Source organism: Synechococcus sp. A18-25c (genome assembly GCF_014280035.1).
Taxonomy (GTDB): Bacteria; Cyanobacteriota; Cyanobacteriia; order PCC-6307; family Cyanobiaceae; genus Synechococcus_C.
Map to the genome: position 1 here is coordinate 123,193 of NZ_CP047957.1, position 18,789 is coordinate 141,981.

Here is an 18,789-nt window from a genome sequence, read left to right on the forward strand (position 1 = left end):
CTCGCCAGACTTTATCAATGTTGGTTCGGATGGCCCCAGTATCACCGTTAAGCAGGCTCAGTAGGCTGTCGCTCAGACGATTTGGCGCCTTCCATGCTCAAGCTGTTGTTGGGTGACCCCAATGCCCGCAAGCTGAAGCGCTATCAGCCGATCGTTTCAGACATCAATCTGTTCGAAGAGGAGATTGCCCCCCTCAGCGACGACGAGCTACGTCGGCGCACCGCCGAGTTCCGTCAGCGTCTCGAGAATGCTGGCACGCTCGACAAGCAGCGCCCGGTGCTGGATGAGTTGTTGCCGGAAGCCTTTGCAGTGGTGCGCGAAGCCGGCAAGCGGGTGCTGGGCATGCGTCACTTCGACGTGCAGCTGATCGGCGGCATGGTGCTGCATGAGGGGCAAATCGCCGAGATGAAGACCGGCGAGGGCAAAACATTGGTGGCCACCCTCCCCAGCTACCTCAATGCCCTCACCGGCCGCGGCGTTCACGTGGTGACCGTGAACGACTATCTGGCTCGCCGCGACGCGGAGTGGATGGGTCAGGTGCACCGTTTCCTTGGCCTGTCCGTCGGGTTGATCCAGCAGGACATGGCGCCGGCGGAGCGGCGTAGCAACTACGGCTGCGACATCACCTATGCCACCAATTCAGAGCTTGGGTTTGATTACCTGCGCGACAACATGGCCGCCGACATCACGGAGGTGGTGCAGCGGGAATTCCAGTTCTGTGTGATCGACGAGGTCGATTCGATCCTGATCGATGAGGCCCGCACACCCCTGATCATTTCCGGTCAGGTGGAACGGCCCCAGGAGAAATATCAGAAAGCTGCAGAGGTGGCCTCCTACCTCACCCGTGCTGAAGAAATGGGCAAGGACGGCATCGATCCCGAAGGCGACTACGAGGTAGATGAAAAGCAGCGCAGCTGCACCCTCACCGATGAGGGCTTCGCTAAGGCCGAGCAGATGATCGGCGTCAGCGACCTCTACGACCCGCAGGACCCCTGGGCCCACTACATCACCAATGCTCTCAAGGCCAAGGACCTGTTCACACGGGATGTGAACTACATCGTCCGCGACGGCGAGGCGGTGATCGTGGATGAATTCACCGGCCGGGTGATGCCGGGGCGTCGCTGGAGCGATGGCCAGCACCAGGCGATCGAAGCCAAGGAGCAGCTGCCCATCCAGCCGGAAACCCAGACCCTGGCCTCGATCACTTATCAGAACTTCTTCCTCCTCTATCCGCGTCTGGCTGGCATGACCGGCACTGCCAAGACCGAGGAAACCGAATTCGAGAAGACCTACAAGCTCGAGACCGCCATCGTGCCCACCAACCGGGTGCGCGCCCGTCAGGACTGGGTGGATCAGGTGTACAAAACTGAAGAAGCCAAATGGCGTGCCGTCGCTAAGGAAACTGCCGACATCCACCAGCAGGGTCGGCCGGTGCTTGTGGGCACCACCAGCGTTGAGAAGAGTGAGCTGCTCAGCGCTCTGCTGGCGGAGCAGAACATTCCCCATAACCTGCTGAATGCCAAGCCGGAAAATGTGGAGCGTGAGGCCGAGATCGTGGCTCAGGCGGGGCGTTCCGGTGCCGTCACCATCGCCACCAACATGGCCGGTCGTGGTACCGACATCATTCTCGGTGGCAACAGCGACTACATGGCCCGTCTGAAGTTGCGGGAAGTGCTGCTGTCGCGCCTAGTGCGCCCCGAGGAGGGCCATCGTCCGCCGGTGCCTCTGCAGCGCAGTGCGGACGCGGCCAGTGGCTTTGCGGTCAAGGCAGCCCCGTCCACCGGACCGCATGGCAATGCCCCCAGCGAGGCTCGTGCCATTGGCAATCTCTATCCCTGCCAGCTCACTGACGGCACCGATCAGGCCCTGGCAGATCTGGCCCGTGATCTGGTGAAGGCCTGGGGTGATCGCACCCTTTCGGTGATTGAGCTGGAAGATCGCATTGCCACGGCTGCGGAGAAGGCCCCCACCGATGACCCGCAGATCGCAGCGCTGCGCACGGCTATCGCGCGGGTGAAGGGGGAATACGACGTGGTGGTGAAGCAGGAGGATGAACGGGTGCGTGAGGCCGGCGGCCTGCACGTGATTGGCACCGAGCGCCACGAATCTCGCCGGGTCGACAACCAGCTGCGCGGTCGTGCCGGCCGTCAGGGCGATCCGGGTTCCACGCGCTTCTTCCTGTCCCTCGGCGACAACCTGCTGCGCATTTTCGGCGGTGATCGTGTGGCCGGACTGATGAATGCGTTCCGGGTAGAGGAAGATATGCCGATTGAATCCGGCATGCTAACCCGCTCTCTGGAAGGGGCCCAGAAGAAGGTGGAGACGTACTACTACGACATCCGCAAGCAGGTGTTTGAGTACGACGAGGTGATGAACAACCAGCGCAAGGCGGTGTATTCAGAGCGTCGCCGAGTACTCGATGGCCGAGAGCTCAAGAAGCAAGTGGTGGGCTACGGCGAGCGCACGATGAATGAAATCGTGGAGGCCTATGTGAATCCTGATCTACCGCCTGAAGAATGGGACGTGGCGCAACTGGTGAGCAAGGTGCAGGAGTTTGTCTACCTGTTGGAAGACCTCAAGCCCGAACAGCTGCAGGGCCTGTCGATGGAGGAGCTCAAGGCATTTCTGCAAGAGCAACTGCGGAATGCCTACGATCTCAAGGAAGGCCAGATCGAGCAGCAGCGTCCTGGCTTGATGCGCGAGGCGGAACGCTTCTTCATCCTTCAGCAGATCGACACGCTCTGGCGTGAACATCTGCAGGCGATGGATGCCTTGCGTGAGTCTGTGGGGCTGCGTGGTTACGGCCAGAAAGATCCCTTGATTGAATACAAGAACGAGGGCTACGACATGTTCCTCGACATGATGACGAATATGCGTCGGAACGTGATCTATTCGATGTTCATGTTCCAGCCGGCACCTCCTGCAGGCCAAGCTTCGAGTTCTTAGTTTTTTAAACTAAATGCATCGATAGTTTGCGATTGGTTGATCAGCAATGCAATTCATTGAATTTTTGCGATTGTCAAAATCTAAAAGTCTTGCTTCTCCCAGGTCGAGTAGTCGGAGTGTTCCATATCTTCAAGGTCTAAGTCCATCTTTAATTATTGGCAATAGATGGATAAGGTTGTGGCAAGAAATTAAGCAAAGTCCTTGTTAATATCCTTTGACTCTTTTCATTATGAAAATGTGTTTACAAATACATAAGATTTCCTGCGCAGAGAATATAATGAGCTGATGCATGGTAATTTCAGCAATTATTTGTCCGGTGAGTCAAGAAAAAATCATGCTGCAGTTGCAAGTAGCAATTTCGCGGCACAATCAGGGAGATTTGGATCAGGCAGAAGAAATTTACAAGCAAGTCCTTTCTGATGACGCTGAAAATCCCTATGCATTGAGATTTCTGGGCTGTTTGCAATCTTCTCGAGGGTGTCATCATTCCGCAATTTCGCTTTTGCGGCAAGCTACAAGAGTCTCTGCGATGGATCCAGAGTGTTGGTTCAGCTTGGGAAATGCATATAAATCTGATTACAGGTTTGAAGATGCAGTGGCTTCTTATCGCATGGCCGAAGAGTGTGGATCTTTAAATCCTCATGTTTTTAATAATTGGGGGAGATGTTTGCAAGAGATGTCTCGGCAGCAAGAGTCGATATCAGTTCTGGAGAAGTCGGTAGCTCTCGATAGTAGTTGTTTTGGGGCATGGTTGGCACTCGGCAATGGCTGGAGAGAGCTTGGCAATGTATCGCGAGCTATCTTTTGCTACAAGAAGTCAATTATTGCATCTCCTTCCTTTGCCGATGCATATTTAAACCTCGGTAGTCTTCTTAAAGACGAGGGGGAGTACGAGGCAGCGCTTGACAATTATCGCAAGGCAATCAAGCTAAAGCCGGATTTTGTGCAAGCTTATTTTTGTTTGGCAAATGCGCTGAATGAGCAGGGAGATATTGAGGCAGCGCTTGACAATTATCACAAGGCAATCGAGCTAAATCCGGATTTTGCGCAAGCTTACTTTTGTCTGGCAAATGTGCTGACTGAGAATGGGGATTTTGAGGAAGCCCTTGACAGTTATCGGAAAGCAATTGAGATAATGCCTGATTTTGTGCAAGCTTATTTTAATTTGGCAAATGGGTTGAAAAAGAAGGGAGTTATCGAGGAAGCTCTTGACAGTTATCAGAAAGCAATTGAGCTAAAACCAAATTATGTGCAAGCTTATTTTAATTTGGCAAACTTATTGATTGATGAGGGAAGAGTTCTGGAAGCTCTTGAAAATTATCAGAAAGTGATTGAGCTAGATCCCAATTTTGCAAGTGCTTATCTAAATTTGGGCGCTTTGCTGAAGGAACAGGGAAAACTAGAGGATGCTATATTAAATTATCGGAAGGCGATTGCAGTAAACCCAGATTACGCGGACGCATACTTTAACTTAGGTCTTGTATTGAAGGAAGTGGGGGAGTTGGCTGCTGCTGCGGAAGCTTATGCCCAGTATTATCGATTAAAACCAATTGCAAAGAGTCTATCCCTTCCTTCTCTTGATTCCAAGCAATCTTTCGGCACTTTATTGCAGATAAAGGTGCCTGAAAGCGTTGAGCTTATTCCTTCTTATGTTTCAGCCACTATTCCTTTCGGCATGCACTTGATTTATGTGCACATCCCCAAGACCGGGGGTATCCGTTTCTCAAATCCTATCTTTGAGTGTATGCAACGTATGCTTTTTAGTGGAGGCTGGGAGAATTACCAGGATCTCATTGCCATTGCTAATATACAGAAAAACTTTTCTTTACTGGTCAGTCATCGGATTGATTCCGTCTCGATGCGAGATGGGATTGTCGCAGCTCTATCTTCTTACGATATTACCTCACTTGACTTTTCATTCTTGACTTCTCATGGCGTCTCTTCTCGTGAGCTTTCCTTGGCGATGAGGGATCATTTCAATGCGCAGCCTCTTCGCATCGCAACTTGGAGGGATCCTATGAGCCGCCTACGATCAGCTCTGGACTATTGGTATAGGTTGTCTGAGGGAGATTTGGAACTTGTGAAACAGAAGATTGATCAAAAAGATCCTTTTTTAGACAATGCGATCTATCGTGGCTGTTATAGTGATTTCTCATTTCAGCTGTCGCCTGATGAGCTGCATGAAGCCCAGATCGACTATCTGATTGATATTGGAGACTTCTCCGTGATGAACCAGATCATGAGCTGTTTCCTCTCTAGATGTCGTCTTCCTAATATCATTATCAACAAAAGGGTGAATGTCACCCCTTTTAAACAAAAAATAGATTTAGCTCTTTCTGATTCTTTGATTATGCAGTGCGTGGATTCCGACTTCCTGACACGAGATTCTAGTTCTGGTATTCTCAAGATGGTTTCTAGTGGATTACCAGCAGCGTTCGTTATGGAATTCGATCCACACTTAACTTCTTTTCATCCCCTGACTTTTATTGTCAATGGGACAACTGATGTCACGACTTCAATGCACAATTGGTTGCTCCCAACAGAGTATTTAACTACTGACGAAGGGCAAGTATTTTTGCAGAAAATTTTCTCTTGATGTGAAAGTTTATTTGATAACGCACGCATTAGATTTCTACTGGGAATCGTAGATACCATTTCCCAAGGTTGTGGGTGCTCTGCACAAATTAAATTTTTATTGGTCCTGTCTTTGAGGGTCAGGATCCCTAGATGTCAAACATTTGTTGTGAGGTGATATTTGACGTAAAATTGAAGTAGTAAAGAGGTGCCTTGTGAATTATGACAACATTATGAGGCTGCTCCAGCAGGGCATACAGGCATACCAGAGAATGGATCTTGATAATGCCGAGTGTATTTTTAAACAGATTCTTGCTCAAAATCCGAAGGAGCCGAATGCCCTTCATTTGATTGGCTGTATTTATAAAGACCTTGGACAGTACGAGCTCGCTGCTCAGATGATCCAGGCATCTATAAGAGAAGACGATAGAAGTCCAATTCCCTTTCTTAATTTAGGTAAAATTCTTGTTATAGTTGGTCAGCATGAGAATGCTATTAGTATTTTTCAGGAGTCATTGAAGAGAAATCAAGGTAATGCTGAGGCTTGGTTTTGTATTGGTAATTCTCTTAAGCAAATCATGAAATTAGAGGAATCCAAGCAGTCGTATCGAAATGCATTGCAATTAGATCCTTCTCATGTTGGAGCAGCATCTAACTTGGGGGCGATACTCACCAATGAAGGTGAGTTCGATCAGGCGGAGCACTTGTTTTTAAAAGCCCTTGAACATACCCCTGGCGATATTATTATTAGGAATAATTATGGAAAATTATTATTTGATAAGGGGCAGTACGACGCGGCAATTAATCAGTATCAATGTGCTCTTTCGTATGCGCCACAGTATCCTGAGCTCCACTACAACCTTGGTAATGCATGCGTCGAAAATCGAAACTTTGGCAAAGCTATCATATGTTATCGAAGGTCGATTGAGCTTAAGCCGGATTTAGCTGATGCGTATTTGAATCTGGGAGTTGTTTTGAATATTGAGGGATCTGTTGACGAAGCGATAATAAATTACCGGAAAGTGATTGAGCTTAAGCCGGATTTAGCTGATGCGTATTTGAATCTGGGCGGTGTGTTGAAGGATAAAGGGTGTGTTGAGGAAGCAATTGCAAATTACCTGAAAGCCATTGAATTGAATCCAGATTTAGCTGATGCGTATTTGAATCTGGGCGCTGTGTTGAAGGATAAAGGGTGTGTTGAGGAAGCAATTGTAAATTACCGGAAAGCGATTGAAGTAAAGCCAGATTTTGCAGTTGCGAAGCAAGCTTTAATGCTATGTCTTGCTGAGAATGGTATTCGAGAGAGTGTTTCATTAGAGGACTATCAGGCTTGCAGAGCGTTAGTTGAGCAGGCAGGCATTCTGATCGCTGCTTATGCATCTTTTGAGCAGATCCCATCAAGCAGGCGGTCGATTAATTCCTGGATTGAGGACAAAAATGCTGGTTATTTCCAAGGACAGATGTTTGCCACTGTTTTTGTCAATTTGCCTTGGGTGAAGTCAAAACATTTTAAAGAGATAAGCGGTTCGTTGATTCCAGAGCCTGGCGATGGCTACTTAGATGCTGTTGACGCTTGTTTGTCTTCAGTCCCGACTTTGCAAATTCGGATGTCTCAAGCGCCTGTAATTTCTTCTTTGGTGGAATCTGTCGCTCGAAGGAAAGGAGATCTCATTGACGTAATTGACGTGGGTGGATGGTCAGGCAATGCTCTGTTTCTTTCGGGATTTAACGATTCTTGGGATGCTGTGAACTCTTGGACCGTAGTGGAAACCCATGCTGTTTGTGCTCCTGCGCGTGAGCAGTTGCCTCGACTGCTTGAATCTTTGCCAGAAGAGTCGGGAGGAAAAAAAAATCTTGTTAAGCTTTCTTTTGAAGAGCTTAACTCATTTTATACTGCCTCTAGTGCTTCGCGTAAACCAGATTTAATCTGGTCAAGCACTGCGCAGCATTATAATGCTAACTTTCCTTGTGATTTGGATGCTTTGCTTTCATTTGGGGCGGATTTAGTTTATCTCGATACACTTCCTTATTTGTCAAGTTCCTGCTCAGCTTTGAACGTTTGTGAATTTACCGAATTAAGGGTTGCTGACCAGATGGTATCTTTTCTAATGAGTTTAAAATACTTGAAAGAATTGATTGCAGAAGCAGCTTTGAAACACGGTTACTCTTTTAAAGTTTGGGATCAGCATATTGAGCCAAAATTAGTTTTTTGGCAGCCGCAGGAAAACGATAGTTCACTGCCCAACATTGTGCAAAAAGATGCTAAGCCCTTGCTGATGAAAGTTTGTTCCATTCGTTTTGATAAGTTGGACTGAAAGTCTTTGTTGTGTGAAAATGACCTAGTCAATAACATGTGTTCGGCGAATTAATTGCCATTTAATCTTACTTCCGATTAGAGAAGCCTTGCATTATATTTGCAGGATTCCTCATGTTAATTAAACACAGTGATGTATCCCTGCTTGTGGGGTGCGCGATCTTCAAGGTGGAGGCGTATTCGCAGCTATGCCCCTGTCTGGTGTGGTTCTCCTCATGCCCTAAAGCACGTTAGTCCCCCAAAAACTCCAGGATCTCCCGGTCTTTGAGGTTCTGGGCTTTGCCGCTTCGCACCTCGCGCAGGGTGCTGCCGTTGGCAGCGGCCATGGTTCTGAGGTTGTCCTGGAGGCTGCGCACCTGGCCCTCTAGCTGATCGATCCGCTCCATCAGGTTGCGGATCACGTTGGCTTCAGCATCGGGCAGCGCTGAGTGGGCCAGAGGATTGATTCGCACGCCGCTTTGGTGGACCACCCGGCCGGGGATACCCACAACCGTGCAGTCAGCTGCCACGTTGCGCACCACCACGGATCCCGCGCCGACGCGGGTGTTGGCGCCCACTTCAATGGCCCCGAGCACCTTGGCGCCGGCACCGATCACCACGTTGTTGGCAAGCGTGGGGTGCCGTTTGCCGTGATCTTTACCCGTACCGCCCAGGGTGACGCCCTGATACAGCAGGCAGCGGTCGCCCACCTCGGCGGTTTCGCCGATCACGACACCCATGCCGTGGTCGATGAACACCCCGTGGCCGATGGTGGCGCCCGGGTGGATTTCCACGCCAGTGAGTCCCCGCCCCAGTTGGCTGAGCAGGCGGGCTGGCAGCTTTAGGGGCAGCCTGGAGCGCCACAGCCGGTGGCTGAGGCGGTGCAGCGTCAAGGCTTGGAAGCCTGGATAGCAGAGCAGGATTTCCAGCGGCCCACGCGCTGCGGGGTCCCGTTCACGAATGATCGCCAGGTCGGCGCGGAGGTGGTTAAGCATGCCTGGGCGCCGCGCTTTCAGCACTGGAGGGCGTCATTGTGGCAGCTGGCAGTGCTCAGCTGGTTTGGAGACCAATCTCCTTGCGCAGCTGCTCGATCGTGTCGCCGCTCAGGTAGCTCTCGGCGCAGTGCACTTGGGGCATGCGCATCAGCTGGGAGCGGTTTTGGCGCAGGCTCTGCTCCACTAGGGGCATACTCGGGCGATCGCACAGCACGTGACTGGAGGCCCGCAGTAGGGCCAGCAGGCGGCTCTGCACATCGGGTGTTGCGGTCATTAGCAGCAGTTCGTTGCCGCGCATGCTGTGCAGGATCACCTCCGCAGCGCGCAGGATGCCGGGGCTGATGCTCACCAGGCCTACGCAGCTGCCTTGGCGCAGCTCCTTGAGCATGGCCAACTCGCCGCGGAAGTCGTTGAGATCCACGGCCACAGCTCGCACGCCGTGTTTTTTGGCCAGCTCTTCTACGGGTTGCAGGAAGTAGCGGCTGGTCACCACCGTGCCGTTGCTGGCGCTGTCCAGCACGCTTTCCAGCTCCTCCATTGGCACCACCTCCACGGGCACGTCCAAGCAGGGCTCCAGCTCTTCGGCGATCAACATCGAGGCACCGATGTCTTCCCGGGGGGTGCTCACCAGCACGCGGGCGCCGCAGCGCAGGCGCCAGTCGATTTCACGGGTGAGCAGGTCGCGGGTCTGCTGCAGGGTGCAGCCGGCATTTAGGAGTCCATCCACGCACTTGCGCACCTCCCGGTCGATGTCGGTGACCCCGCGGTTGCGCATGGTCATCGGCGAGCGGATCTCCCGCGGCTTCTGCTGGTCGCGCACGTAGATGCCCGAGCCGGCCATGGCTTCCACCACGCCATCGGTTTCCAGCTGGCGGTACACCTTGCTGATCGTGTTGCGGTGCAGTCCGGTCTGCATCGCCAGCTGACGGGTGCTAGGCAGGCGATGACCCGGGGGGTAGTGCCTGGCGGCAATGGCGAAACAGATCTGGTTGTACAGCTGGGTCGACGCGGGGATATCGCTTTCCTGCTGGATGTGGAATCGCACGCCGGTGGGCCGGATCAAGATGCGGCCACCATAAGGAGTGAACGGCTCGGTGACAATTGGCTGGGTGGTCAGTGTCCCTATGCCAGTTCCCGTCACACCGGAAATCGAGTCCCGTTGGTGCGTGGTGGATGGGGGGCCTGTGCCCTTGCGCTGCTGGTGGTCGCTGCCCAAGTCATTGCGTGGCGATAAGGTGATGACGATACGAAATAGTAACCAGGGCGGTACGAGAAAGGAACATCAACGTGCCATCTTGGTGCTTCCCGAAGTGTCTGGTGTGAATGCTTGGGTGCGCTCCGTGGCCGATCGCTTCGCGTCCATGGGCGTACCTGCCCTGGCGATGCCCCTGTTCGCACGCACGGCTCCTCAGCTCGATCTCGGTTATGGCGAGATGCAACTCGCGCAGGGGCGGGAGCACAAAAACGCCACCCAGGCCGATGAACTTCTGGCCGACCTGCAGACGGCGATCGCTTGGCTCCGGCGCACCCTGGAGGCTCCGAATCTGGAGATCACCGTGGTGGGGTTCTGTTTCGGGGGGCATGCAACTTGGCTGGCCGCCACCCTGCCGGAGGTGGCCCGCAGCTTTGCGTTTTACGGAGCTGGTGTGGTGCAGGGGCGGCCCGGTGGTGGCGCTCCCACCCTCGAGCTCTTGCCGCAGGTCACAGGCGCGTTCACTTGCCTATTCGGCCTCGACGATCCGCTGATTCCCGCCAGCGATCGCGCCGCGATTGAAGCGGCCTTGCAGGTCGCCGATCCAGAAGGGCGACGCCTGCGCGCATTCAGCTTTGCCGGCGCTGATCACGGCTTCATGTGTGACGCCCGCGCTGCCTTTGACGACAAAGCCGCCAGCGCGGGCTGGCGGCTGTTGAAGGACTCGCTTGGCCTTAACTGAGCGAACGGATCAGCCGTTGTTGCTGGGTTTGCCCACGGTGCGCACGGCGCGTGGGGGTGCGGTGATCGTGCGCACCGCTTTGTTCGCCACGTCGTCTTTGTCGTCTTTTTTCACCAGCGGCGTTTTGCGAGGTGTGAGGAACATGATCATGTTGCGGCCTTCCCGTTTGGGAGGCTGCTGGATCTCGGCCGGTTCCTCCAGGTCTTTGGCCATGCGGCGCAGCAGCGTTTCAGCCAAAGCGGTGTGCTGAATCTCGCGGCCGCGGAAAATCACCGTGCACTTCACCTTGTCGCCGGCCTTGAGAAAGCGCTGGGCCTGACCGATCCGCACGTCGTAGTCGTGCTGGTCGATCTTGTAGCGCATCTTGACCTCCTTCACTTCGGTCTGGTGCGACTTCTTCTTGGCCTCCTTGGCTTTCTTTTCCTGTTCGAATTTGTATTTGCCGTAATCCATGATCCGGCACACCGGCGGATCGGCCTTCTCGCTCACCAACACCAGGTCGAGCTCTCGCTCCTGTGCCACGGCCAGAGCCTGTTCCCGGTCGATCACCCCGAGCTGGGTGCCATCAGCATCGACCACCCGCAGTTGGGGGTAATTGATGCGTTCGTTGATGTTGGGAAGCTCCCGAACGGGAGCGCGGCGGTCAAAACGAGGACGTGGTGGCATTCAGTGGGAGCAAGGGCGGCTTGGCCACAATCAGCCAAGCAATGTTGTAAGCCTCACCCTAGACCCGCCTCGATCAGCTGGGTGGCTTCCTTAAGGGCATCAGCATCTCCCAGCCAATGCGGTTGGTGCTGACGCCGGAACCAGGTGCGCTGGCGTTTGGCGAATTGCTGGGTGCGTTGGGTGGTCTGACGGATGGCCCGGTCCTGGTTGAGGCGGCCATCCAGCACTTGCAGGGCTTCGCCATAGCCGATGGTTTGCAGCAATGGCAGCGCGGCGCCGTAGCGCTCCTTGAGTTGACGGGTTTCCTCCAGCAGGCCACCCGCATACAGCTCTTCAGTGCGCTGGCTGATGCGCTGGCGCAGATCCGCCGGGTTCAGGCCCAGTTCCAGCACCCGCCAGGGTGGTGGCTCGGCGCTGGTCTGCTTGCTCATCGGCTGGCCTGTCGCATAAAGCACCTCCAGGGCTCGCTGGGTGCGCACGGCATCCGCCGCGGCGATGCGTTGGCCGGCGGCGGGGTCGGCTTCCTGCAGCAATTGATGGCAGACCGATTGGCCCAGGTTGGCCAGCTGCTGTCGCAGTGCGGGCTGGGGTGGAACGGCCGGAGGGCGCAGGCCACTGGTGAGAGCCTTCAAATACAAACCGCTGCCCCCCACCAGGAAGGCCATGCCGCGTTGTTGCAGGCTGCCGTTGATCGCTTCATTGGCTTCCTGCTGGAACTCCTGGAGGGTGATCGGTTGATCGGGGCGTCGCAGATCCAGCAGGTGATGGGGGACGCGCGCCTGCTGGGCGGCGGTGGGCTTGGCTGTGCCCACATCCATCTCGGCGTAAAGCTGGCGTGAATCGATGTTGAGGATCTCCAGTTCGAAGCGTTCCGCCAGCTCCAGGGCCAATGCCGTCTTGCCGCTGGCGGTGGGTCCCAGCAGCACCACCACCAGTGGTGGATCCAGCGCTGCATCGGGCGCTGCAGGTGGGCTGGAGTCGGGCATCGAGTGAAAAGGGGGTGCACCCCTGCAAAAAATGACGTCTGAGAGGCCTCTGTGAGCGCCTCTGTTGCGCCGGTGGTAAATTCAGCCTGACAGGAAGCCTGGCCGACCGAAAGCGCATGAGCGAAGCCGCGAAAGTACAGGCGGCCTACGGTGCCGAACAGATTCAGGTGCTGGAGGGTCTTGAGCCCGTCCGCAAACGCCCTGGGATGTACATCGGCTCCACGGGGCCGAGGGGTTTGCATCACCTGGTGTACGAGGTGGTCGATAACTCCGTCGATGAAGCGTTGGCGGGGCACTGCAACGAAATCCAGGTGGTGCTGGCTCAGGACGGCTCTGCCTGCATCACTGACAATGGTCGTGGTATTCCCACCGATGTGCACCCGCGCACGGGCAAAAGTGCGCTGGAAACGGTGCTCACCGTGCTGCACGCCGGCGGCAAGTTCGGCGCCGGTGGTTACAAGGTGTCCGGCGGCCTGCACGGCGTTGGCGTTTCGGTGGTGAATGCCTTGAGTGAATGGGTGGAAGTCACCGTTCGCCGGCAGTCGAAGCTGCATCGCCAGCGCTTTGAGCGGGGTGCTCCGATCGGCAGCTTGGCCTCGGAAGACCAACCGGCCGATGAAGGCGGGCGCACTGGCACCAGTGTGCGCTTCAAGCCCGATATTGAGATCTTCACGGGCGGCATCGTTTTTGATTACGCCACTCTTTCGGCCCGATTGCGCGAGCTGGCTTACCTCAACGGTGGGGTTCGCATTGTGTTCCGCGATGAGCGCGAGTCGGCACGCGATGCCGAAGGCAACGCTCACGAGGAGGTCTACTTCTACGAAGGCGGCATCAAGGAATATGTCGCTTACATGAATGCCGAGAAAGATGCTCTGCATCCCGAGATCATTTATGTGAACGCCGAAAAGGATGGCGTTTCCGTCGAAGCGGCACTGCAGTGGTGCGTGGATGCTTACTCCGACAGCATCCTCGGCTTTGCTAACAACATCCGCACCGTCGATGGCGGCACTCACATCGAGGGTCTGAAGACCGTGCTCACCCGCACGCTCAACACCTTTGCCCGCAAGCGCGGCAAGCGCAAGGATTCCGATTCCAATCTCGCTGGAGAGAACATCCGCGAGGGCCTTACCGCCGTGCTCTCGGTCAAGGTGCCGGAGCCTGAATTTGAAGGCCAGACCAAAACGAAGCTGGGCAACACCGAGGTTCGCGGCATCGTCGACAGCCTGGTGGGTGAGGCTTTGAGCCAATACCTGGAATTCAATCCGGGCGTGATCGACATGATCCTGGAGAAGGCGATCCAGGCCTTCAACGCCGCTGAAGCTGCTCGCCGTGCCCGCGAGCTGGTGCGCCGCAAGAGCGTGCTGGAAAGTTCAACTTTGCCCGGCAAATTGGCCGATTGCAGCTCCCGCGATCCGGCCGAATCCGAGATCTACATCGTGGAGGGCGACTCCGCTGGTGGATCCGCCAAACAGGGCCGGGATCGGCGTTTCCAGGCAATCCTTCCTTTGCGCGGCAAGATCCTCAACATCGAGAAAACCGACGACGCCAAGATCTACAAGAACACAGAGATTCAGGCGCTCATTACAGCTCTTGGTTTGGGCATCAAAGGAGAAGACTTTGATGTGAAGAATCTGCGTTACCACCGCGTCGTGATCATGACTGACGCCGATGTGGATGGTGCGCACATTCGCACCCTGCTGCTCACATTCTTCTATCGCTATCAGAAAGAGTTGGTGGAAGGTGGCTACATCTACATTGCTTGTCCGCCCCTCTACAAAGTGGAGCGAGGTAAGAAGCACAATTACTGCTACAACGAATCCGAGTTGCAGAAAACCATCGACGGGTTCGGTGAGAAAGCCAACTACAACATCCAGCGATTTAAGGGTCTGGGTGAAATGATGCCCCAGCAATTGTGGGAAACCACAATGGATCCCACTACCCGCACCATGAAGCGGGTGGAGATCGAAGACGCTCTGGAAGCGGATCGCATCTTCACGATCCTGATGGGCGACAAGGTGGCTCCCCGCCGCGAGTTCATCGAAACCCACAGCGCTGAGCTCGACATGACAGCGCTCGACATTTGATGAATCGCTCAGCTGCCGCGATGCTGCGCTGGAGCTGGTTGCTTGGCGTAGCGCTGCTCGGTCCTGCTGCTCTTCCGGCGGGCGGTGCGGAGCGCCGCTTGCCGCAGGTGCGTCGTCACCAGGCCGGTGGGTCGCTACTCAGCGGTGATCGTTGGACGTTACTGGCCAGCCCGCGCGTGGCGGCCCCGGCATTGCGTCGCCTTGAGGTGGGCACACCTCTGCATTTGCTGCGCCACTGGCGCAGCGATGATGGCCGTGACTGGATTCAGGTGAAAGTATCCAGTGGCTCAGCTTTGCCCATGGCTGTGGATGGGCAGCGCGGATGGATCCATGGCTGAGCTCGCTGCGGTGGATGCCACCTTCCGTCAGGCGGTGTTGGTCGGGATCGGAGCGATTCCCGGAGCCTGGTTGCGTCTGCGGGTGGTCAACCACCTCGAGCCGATGGTGCCGCGCAAGCACTGGGGCACGTTGTTGGTCAATCTCACCGCCGCCTTCGCTTTGGGGTTGGTGCTGGGTCTTCAACGGTCCGGCCGCTGCGTTCTTTCGGCTGGTATCTCCCCGTTGATCCTGCTGATCGGTGTGGGTTTCTTCGGCAGCCTCAGCACCTTCTCCACCTTTGCCGTGGATGTGCTCAATACCCTGCGCGATCGCCGCTGGGGGGAAGCCCTGCTGCTTGGGGCTGGTTCGGTGATGGGCGGTTTGCTCGTTGCGGCAGCGGGCTATGGATTGGGGCTGACCGATGGCTGACAAGACCCTGTCGATGCGCGACGAGTTGCAGCAGCTGCTGTTGGTCGCCGCCGGTGCCGTGCCGGGGGCGCTGTTGCGCTGGCAGCTTGGTGCTGCGCTTCACGATCGCGACGTGCTGGCCAATGTGCTCGGGGCGTTGATTCTTGGACTGTTGTTGGGTTTGCCCTGTGGGCCCCGCCTGCAGCTGCTGATTGGCGTTGGTTTTTGCGGCGCCTTCACCACCTTCAGCAGCTGGATGGTGAACAGCGTTGATCTGATCAGCACAGGTCAGCCTTGGGCAGCTGTCGGTTTAATCGGGCTCACCTTTGGGCTGGGCCTCGGTGGCGCAGCCCTCGGGTTGTTGGTGGGTCGAGCGCTCGGGCGCCTGACGCTCAGGCCTTGAGAGCTGCCTCGATTGCGCCGGTGAGTTCGGCGTCTTCCGGTGCCACACCGCTTTTGAAGCGGTTGATCACGGTGCCATCCTTGCCCACGAGGAACTTCTCAAAGTTCCAGGCCACATCGCCGGCGGGCTCGGTGGTGTTGAGGGTGGTGTAAGGCTCTGTGGTGCTGCCGCTGGCATGCACCTTGTCGAACAACTCGAAGCTGGCACCAAAAGTAGTGGAGCAGAACGTTTTGATTTCGTCCAGAGTGCCAGGTTCCTGGGCGCCGAAGTCGTTGCAGGGGAAGCCGAGAACGCACAGGCCTTCAGGGCCGTACTTGTCCTGCAGGGCCTGGAGCCCGGAATACTGCTTGGTGTAACCGCAGCGGCTCGCCACATTCACGATCAGCAGCACTTTGCCGGCGTAAGCGCCAAGGGACTTTTCGCTGCCATCGGGGGTGCGCACGGACACGGAGCTGATGCTGGGAGCCATGACGGTCGGGAACGTTCGGCGCAGACGATAACCGGCTTGGGTCGATCTACACTTTGGTGCGCTGGAGACGGGGCATGGATCAGGCACCGGACTCCCGTGAGAGTGCACTGCTCACTGAGGCTTCGGGCAGCGCAGCGTCGGCGCAGCTGGTGGTGGAGGTGGTGGCGCGTCAGCTGGAATCCATGCTGAGTGTCAGCAATTACGACGGCGTCAAGCTGTTGCTGGCTCCGGTCCAGCCTGTGGACGTCGCCGAAGCGATCGGCAGCCTTCCTCGCACCCTGCAGGCACTGGCCTTCCGCTTGCTGCCCAAAGACGAGGCCATTGAGGTGTACGAGTATCTCGAGCCTCCGGTGCAGCAGAGCCTGCTGGAGCGGCTGCGGTCCAGCGAGGTGCTGGAGTTGGTGGAGGAGATGTCTCCGGATGATCGGGTGCGCTTGTTCGATGAGCTTCCCGCCAAGGTGGTGCGCCGGTTGCTCGCGGAGCTCAGCCCGGCGGAGCGCCGAGTGACGGCTCAGCTGCTGGGGTACGCCAGTGAGACCGCTGGTCGCCTGATGACGACCGAATTCATCGATCTCAAAGAATTCCACAGCGCGGCGCAGGCGCTGGCAATCGTGCGCCGCCGGGCCCGCGACACCGAGACGATCTACAGCCTCTATGTCACCGATGCTGAGCGGCATCTCACCGGCATTTTGTCGTTGCGAGATCTGGTCACCGCGGACCCGGAGGACCATATCGGTGATGTGATGACCCGGGATGTGGTGAGCATCAACACCGACACCGACCAGGAGGAGGTGGCCCGGGCAATTCAGCGTTACGACTTTCTGGCTGTGCCGGTGGTGGATCGCGAGATGCGCCTCGTGGGCATCGTTACCGTCGATGACGTGATTGACGTGATCGAGCAGGAAGCCACCCGTGACCTCTACGCCGCTGGTGCTGTGGAAGCGGGCGATGAAGACGACTACTTCCAGAGCAATCTGTTCACCGTGGCGCGCCGCCGGGTGGTGTGGCTGTCGGTGTTGGTCGTGGCCAGCTTGGTCACCTCCGAGGTGATCGCCGTCAACGAAGACGTTCTTAAAGAAGTGGTGTTGCTGGCCGCCTTCATCCCACTGCTAGCGGGAACCGGCGGCAACGTCGGCGCCCAGAGCTCCACGGTCGTCATCCGTGGTCTCAGCACCCAGAGCATCTCCTCTCTCGGGCAGCTCAAGGCTGTGGCCCGTGAAGCCATGGCCGGTTTGCTGCTGGGTCTGCTGATGATGCTGCTGGTGGTGCCGTTCGCTTGGTGGCGGGGCCAGAGTCCGTTGGTGGGCTTGTCCGTGGGCACCAGCCTCCTGGCGATCACCACCCTGGCAGCCACGGCGGGCGCAGGCTTCCCGTTGCTGTTCAACCGCATGGGGCTGGACCCGGCCTTGATGTCGACGCCCTTCATCACCACCTGCACCGACGTGGTGGGCACGCTGATTTACCTGAAGACGGCGCAGTGGCTTCTGGTGCATTGGCCCCAGCTTCTGCAGGGGGCAGGTATTTCTACCCATTTCTTCGCTGCCACCCTTTTCTGAGAGGACGTTTACGTTTCTTAGGAGTACGCTTCACACAACTCAAAGAAGCGATATGGCTCCCGCTCTCGCCGCTGCTTCCGTTGCGAACGCTGCCAAGATTTCAGCCAAGGGTGTGGCATCCGCCAAGGCCTCCACGGCTAAGACCTCCCCGTCCAAAGGGTCGTCGTCCAAGGCTGTTGCCGTCCGTCCTTCCGGCACCGACGTGGACCTGGTGCGCTCTTATTTGCGGGACATCGGTCGTGTGCCGCTGCTGAGCCATCAACAGGAGATCACTCTGGGCCGTCAGGTGCAGGAGCTGATGGATCTGGAAGCGCAGGAAGCGGAATTGAGCGATCAGCGTGGCGGTGACCCGGTGCCTGCGGCCGAGTTGGCCAAGGCGGCGGGATTGAGCCCGGTGCAACTGAAGCGCAAACTGCAGGCGGGCCGGCGTGCCAAGGAGCGAATGGTGGCGGCGAATTTGCGCCTGGTGGTGAGCGTCGCCAAGAAATACACCAAGCGGAACATGGAATTGCTGGATCTGATCCAGGAGGGAACGATTGGTTTGGTGCGGGGTGTGGAGAAGTTCGATCCGACTCGGGGCTACAAGTTCAGCACCTATGCGTACTGGTGGATCCGTCAGGGGATCACGCGCGCGATTGCGGAGAAGAGCCGCACGATCCGGCTACCGATTCACATCACCGAGATGCTGAACAAGCTGAAGAAAGGCCAGCGTGAGTTAAGTCAGGAGCTGGGCCGCACACCATCGGTGACGGAATTGGCAGCGTTTGTGGAACTGCCGGAAGACGACGTGAAGGACCTGATGTGCCGGGCGCGTCAGCCGGTGAGCTTGGAGATGAAGGTGGGCGACGGTGATGACACCGAGCTGCTGGATCTGCTGGCGGGTGAAGGCGAGCTGCCAAGCGAACAGGTGGAGGGTGAGTGCTTGAAGGGCGACCTGCGGGATCTGCTGGGTCAGCTGCCGGAACTGCAGGAGCGTGTGCTGCGGATGCGTTACGGGATGGACGGCGAGGACCCGATGAGTCTTACCGGCATTGGTCGTGTGATTGGCATCAGCCGTGATCGCGTGCGCAACCTGGAGCGTGACGGTCTGGCTGGTTTGCGTCGTCTCAGCGATCAAGTGGAGGCTTACGTCGCCTGCTGAACCGACAGTTCTCAGG

Annotated in this window: 15 protein-coding genes; 10 read left to right on the plus strand and 5 right to left on the minus strand. The window is 56.5% G+C overall.

What is annotated here, in order from left to right; translation table 11 throughout:
• Window positions 1-93 precede the first annotated feature (93 nt).
• From secA to SynA1825c_RS00575, 3 genes are all read left to right on the plus strand, one after another.
• Entirely contained in the window at window positions 94-2,946 is a 2,853-nt protein-coding gene (gene secA / locus SynA1825c_RS00565) for a preprotein translocase subunit SecA (RefSeq protein ID WP_186469838.1), read from the plus strand.
• Between the two features lie 289 nt (window positions 2,947-3,235).
• Window positions 3,236-5,542 carry a tetratricopeptide repeat protein gene (locus SynA1825c_RS00570; protein ID WP_186469839.1) on the plus strand — a complete coding sequence of 769 codons (2,307 nt, stop codon included), beginning with the start codon at window positions 3,236-3,238 and terminating at the stop codon, window positions 5,540-5,542.
• Window positions 5,543-5,792: 250 nt separating this feature from the next.
• Window positions 5,793-7,835 carry a tetratricopeptide repeat protein gene (locus SynA1825c_RS00575; RefSeq protein ID WP_186469840.1) on the plus strand — a complete coding sequence of 681 codons (2,043 nt, stop codon included), beginning with the start codon at window positions 5,793-5,795 and terminating at the stop codon, window positions 7,833-7,835.
• Between the two features lie 229 nt (window positions 7,836-8,064).
• On the opposite strand, the gene cysE is transcribed toward SynA1825c_RS00575, so the two are convergent.
• Complete coding sequence (cysE, locus tag SynA1825c_RS00580; protein WP_186469841.1) at window positions 8,065-8,808, minus strand: serine O-acetyltransferase; 744 nt, start codon at window positions 8,806-8,808, stop codon at window positions 8,065-8,067.
• Window positions 8,809-8,863: 55 nt separating this feature from the next.
• Window positions 8,864-9,853, minus strand: a complete 990-nt coding sequence (locus SynA1825c_RS00585; RefSeq protein ID WP_186469842.1) for a GntR family transcriptional regulator — start codon at window positions 9,851-9,853, stop codon at window positions 8,864-8,866.
• Window positions 9,854-9,932: 79 nt separating this feature from the next.
• Here SynA1825c_RS00585 and SynA1825c_RS00590 point away from each other — a divergent pair, with 79 nt between their 5' ends.
• Entirely contained in the window at window positions 9,933-10,742 is an 810-nt protein-coding gene (locus SynA1825c_RS00590) for a dienelactone hydrolase family protein (RefSeq protein WP_186469843.1), read from the plus strand.
• Window positions 10,743-10,751: 9 nt separating this feature from the next.
• Here the strand turns inward: SynA1825c_RS00590 and infC are convergent, their stop codons facing one another.
• Both infC and miaA read right to left on the minus strand, forming a co-directional pair.
• Window positions 10,752-11,408, minus strand: a complete 657-nt coding sequence (infC, locus tag SynA1825c_RS00595; protein WP_186469844.1) for a translation initiation factor IF-3 — start codon at window positions 11,406-11,408, stop codon at window positions 10,752-10,754.
• A gap of 53 nt (window positions 11,409-11,461) precedes the next feature.
• On the minus strand, window positions 11,462-12,394 hold the full coding sequence (gene miaA, locus SynA1825c_RS00600) for a tRNA (adenosine(37)-N6)-dimethylallyltransferase MiaA (protein ID WP_186469845.1): 933 nt from the start codon (window positions 12,392-12,394) through the stop codon (window positions 11,462-11,464).
• Window positions 12,395-12,510: 116 nt separating this feature from the next.
• On the opposite strand from miaA, the gene gyrB reads away from it, so the two are divergent.
• From gyrB to SynA1825c_RS00620, 4 genes are read left to right on the plus strand one after another with little or no spacing between them, the layout of a single operon-like run.
• The gene (gene gyrB / locus SynA1825c_RS00605; protein ID WP_186469846.1) at window positions 12,511-14,478 is read left to right on the plus strand and encodes a DNA topoisomerase (ATP-hydrolyzing) subunit B; all 1,968 of its coding nucleotides are present in this window, start codon (window positions 12,511-12,513) and stop codon (window positions 14,476-14,478) included.
• A complete protein-coding gene (locus SynA1825c_RS00610) occupies window positions 14,478-14,816 on the plus strand; it encodes an SH3 domain-containing protein (protein WP_186469847.1) in 339 nt (112 codons plus the stop codon). Before gyrB ends, SynA1825c_RS00610 begins: the two co-directional genes overlap by 1 nt.
• Window positions 14,809-15,225, plus strand: a complete 417-nt coding sequence (locus SynA1825c_RS00615) for a CrcB family protein (RefSeq protein ID WP_186469848.1) — start codon at window positions 14,809-14,811, stop codon at window positions 15,223-15,225. The genes SynA1825c_RS00610 and SynA1825c_RS00615 overlap by 8 nt, the downstream gene beginning before the upstream one ends.
• Window positions 15,218-15,607 (plus strand): CrcB family protein, encoded by a 390-nt coding sequence (locus SynA1825c_RS00620; protein WP_186469849.1) that lies wholly within the window; start codon window positions 15,218-15,220, stop codon window positions 15,605-15,607. The genes SynA1825c_RS00615 and SynA1825c_RS00620 overlap by 8 nt, the downstream gene beginning before the upstream one ends.
• Here SynA1825c_RS00620 and SynA1825c_RS00625 read toward each other — a convergent pair.
• Entirely contained in the window at window positions 15,597-16,076 is a 480-nt protein-coding gene (locus SynA1825c_RS00625) for a glutathione peroxidase (protein WP_186469850.1), read from the minus strand. The genes SynA1825c_RS00620 and SynA1825c_RS00625 overlap by 11 nt on opposite strands.
• Window positions 16,077-16,150: 74 nt before the next feature.
• Here SynA1825c_RS00625 and mgtE point away from each other — a divergent pair, with 74 nt between their 5' ends.
• Both mgtE and SynA1825c_RS00635 read left to right on the plus strand, forming a co-directional pair.
• A complete protein-coding gene (mgtE, locus tag SynA1825c_RS00630; RefSeq protein WP_255478414.1) occupies window positions 16,151-17,632 on the plus strand; it encodes a magnesium transporter in 1,482 nt (493 codons plus the stop codon).
• Between the two features lie 52 nt (window positions 17,633-17,684).
• Window positions 17,685-18,773: an RpoD/SigA family RNA polymerase sigma factor gene (locus SynA1825c_RS00635; RefSeq protein WP_255478415.1), complete on the plus strand. Its 1,089-nt coding sequence runs from the start codon at window positions 17,685-17,687 to the stop codon at window positions 18,771-18,773.
• Window positions 18,774-18,789: the final 16 nt, after the last annotated feature.